This window comes from Protofrankia sp. Cr1, assembly GCF_963555865.1.
Taxonomy (GTDB): domain Bacteria; phylum Actinomycetota; class Actinomycetes; order Frankiales; family Frankiaceae; genus Protofrankia.
Genome location: NZ_CAUVXO010000575.1, coordinates 1 through 3,255, shown reverse-complemented (window position 1 = coordinate 3,255; position 3,255 = coordinate 1). Strand labels below are relative to the sequence as shown.

The 3,255-nt window shown below is 67.8% G+C and carries 2 protein-coding genes; both read right to left on the bottom strand.

Annotated elements, in window-relative coordinates:
* A partial coding sequence (locus U9980_RS26045; protein ID WP_416210400.1) for a type I restriction-modification system subunit M occupies positions 1-1,862 on the bottom strand: 1,862 nt, incomplete at its 3' end.
* 23 nt (positions 1,863-1,885) lie between these two features.
* A partial coding sequence (locus tag U9980_RS26040; protein ID WP_322770347.1) for an HsdM family class I SAM-dependent methyltransferase occupies positions 1,886-3,255 on the bottom strand: 1,370 nt, incomplete at its 5' end.

Here is a 3,255-nt window from a genome sequence, read left to right as displayed (position 1 = left end):
GGGGTGTAGACGTAGAAGTGGCGGGTGAAGGGGATCTCGTAGCCGATCTTCGTCTTCTCGCGGTCGATCCAGGCGTCCGGGACGTGTGGGGTGACTTCGCGGGCGAAGTAGGCGTCGATGTCCTCGTCCAACGGGATGTTCTCGTAGTCGCGCAGGTCAGGGTCGGGCAGCGGCGTGCCGTCCTTCGCCGTCTGTACCTCGCCCTCGGGGTCGGCTACCGAGACCGCGCCCCAGAAGCCCTTCAGCAGCGTGGCCGTGCTCGGCCAGGTGGCGCCGGCTGCCGCGATGGTGGCGTGCAAGGCGTCGGCTGCGGCCTTCTTCGTCCACCAGACCGAGCTGGTCGCACCACGCAGCGCCGCGACCAGCGCCTCGCGGCCGTCCCACCTCGCCAGGGCCTTCGCGCTCTCCAGCGCGGCCAGGGTGTCGTCGGTGATCTCGAAGCGGAGTGTGAGGGGACGCTCGACGGTGATGCGGCGGTAACCGAAGTCGCGGGTCCGAAAGACCTTCACCGCGTCGTGGTCGGGATGCTCGGCGTCGGCCGCGACCGCCAGAGCGTCGACGTACAGCTCGGTGATGTGTGCGATCTGCGCGTCGTTGATCTGCTTGCGCTTGTCACCGAGGGACTTGCGTATCTTCTCCCACTGGTCGCGGGCGTCGAGCAGGATCACCTTGTCGCCCAGCGGCGCGGCCTTCCGGTTGGACAGAATCCAGAAGTACGTGGAGATGCCGGTGTTGTAGAAGAGTTGGTCGGGCAGGGCGACGATGCCTTCCAGCAGGTCGTTCTCGAGGATCCACCGGCGGATGTTCGACTCGCCGGACTCCGCCGCGCCGGTGAACAGCGGGGAGCCGTTGAAGACGATCGCGAGGCGCGCGCCCTTGCCCCGGACCGGTTCCATCTTGTCGATCATGTGCTGGAGGAACAGGAAGGAGCCGTCGTTGATGCGCGGCAGGCCGGCGCCGAATCGGCCGCCGAAGCCGAGTTCGGCCTCTGCCTCGACGCCGTCCTTCACCTTCTTCCACTCCACCCCGAAAGGCGGGTTGGCCAGCATGTAGTCGAACCGTTTGCCCTGGTAGCCGTCGTCGCTGAAGGAGTTGCCGAAATGGATGCGGCCGCGCTGGCTGCGCATCATCATGTCCGCCTGGCAGACGGCCCATGATTCGGCGTTGACCTCCTGGCCGAACAGGTAGACCTCGGCCTTCGGGTTGATCGCTCTGATGTGGTCCGCGGCTGTGGTCAGCATGCCGCCGGTGCCGCAGGCCGGGTCCAGGATGTTGATGACCTGACCGTCACCGGCGACGGTGTCGGCGTCCGGGGCGATCAGCAGGTTGACCATCAGCTTGATGACCTCACGTGGGGTGAAGTGCTCACCGGCGGTCTCGTTGGAGTCTTCGGCGAACTTGCGGATCAGGTGCTCGAAGACGTAGCCCATGTCGTGGTTGGTGAGTTTGTCGAGCTCGTCCATCTTGGCGAACCTGCCGACAACCTCGTAGAGGAGCTTCGCGCCCGCCAGCCTGGTGATCTCGTTGTCCAGGTCGAAGCGGGCCAGGATCTGCCGCACGTTCGGGGAGAAACCGTTGACGTAGTCGCGCAGGTTCTTCGCCACATTCGCGGCGTCACCTTTGATCGTCTCGAAGGTCTGCGCGGAGGTGTTGTAGAAGGGCAGTTTCGCCGCGATCTCCAGCAGTCGCTCCTTGTTCTGGATATCCAGTGCGGCGTCCCGTGTGCGGACCGCCTCGCGGGTCGACACCATCAGCGCGTCGAGGCGACGGAGCAGGGTGAACGGGAGGATCACCTGGCCGTATTCGTGGCGCTTGTAGTCGCCGCGCAGCAGGTCGGCGACCGACCAGATGTCGCTGGCCATCCTGGAGTGAGTGGGTGCTGAGGTCACAGCTCTCTCTTCTCGCCGTCAGGTGCGTCGGCGTCGTCAGTATTGTTCACCGGAGGGAAAACCGGGGGGAAAACCGGGCTCAGAGCGCCGATCGTCAGGCCGTGGATGGTCTGGTCGATCACGTTCGCACTCACCGTCGCGAGGGCGGACAGCGCGTCCTGGAGCTCGTGTAGGTGGCGAAAAGCGTGGCCGTAACGGCGTTGCTCGGCCAGCGGCAGGCGGGGGATACGACAGCGGCGCAGGTCGTCCCGGCTGAGTGCGCCGAGCGTGTTGGCCACCGGCAGCGCGTTGGCGTCGGTCCGCAGGAACGTGGCGATGAAATGCGCGTCCAGGCGGGCTGTGTCCAGCTCGACGACCTGGGCGACACCGGCGTCGTCCGCGTCCGTGCCGGTCGCGACGGCCGGTGGTCGACCAAGGGTCCGCAGGAGCAGATCGCCGATGCGTGGCGTGGTGTCACGGGAGCGGATCGTCAGCGCTCCGACGCGTTCCAGCTCGCCGAAGGTCACGAGAGCATGGTGAGGTGGCGAGCTGGGGGCGGCGAAGCGGGGTAGGCCCCGGCCGACCTGTGCGTAGAGGGCTTGCAGTCGATCGGTGACGCTGGCCAGGTCGTCGGCGTTCGCCTCGATACGGGTGGCGACGTGGCGGGACGGCAGCAGGTTGGTGTCGCCGTCGAGCAACCCGAGGCGCGCAACAGCGCGGACGATCGTCGGATCGGCGTCGTCGAACAGACGCTGCCAGGCTGCGAACGCGTGCGGGACGTCGGCCGGGTCGCCCAGCCCCGACAGGTCGACCATACGCACGCCAGCATGGTCGGGCGGCCCATGGGGGCGTTGCAGAACCCAGAGATACACGTCGGTGTGGGGAAGCGAGCCCATCCCCGCCGGCAGTGCGATCACGTCGCGAAGGATGCCGGCACGCACCAGTGCCGCGCGGATGTGCTGCCCGGACGGCTGGATGCAGGTCCGCGGCGACACGGCGATGACGGCCACGCCGCGCGGACGCAGGTGCGCGTAGCAGTGCTGCACCCAGGCCAGTTCGCCGTCGCGTGGTGCCGGGATGCCGAACGCCCAGCGCGGATCGGTCGTCAGCTCGGCCGACGGCCACTGTGGGGCGTCGAAGGGCGGTTCGCAGACGACGGCGGCGGCCGCGCCCAGATACCCGCCGAGCCGGTTGTCCAGCAGGGAGTCGCCGCTGTGGATCTCATACCGCGCGCCGTGCGCGTTACCGCGCAGGTTCAGCGCCGCGACCGCGGCGGCCGGCTCGCTGATGTCCTGCCCGGCGAGCCGGACGCGGTCTCCGAACCGGTCGGCGACGGCCATCAGCAGCGTGGCGTGGAAACACGCCGGGTCGAGCACGGTAGGCGTGT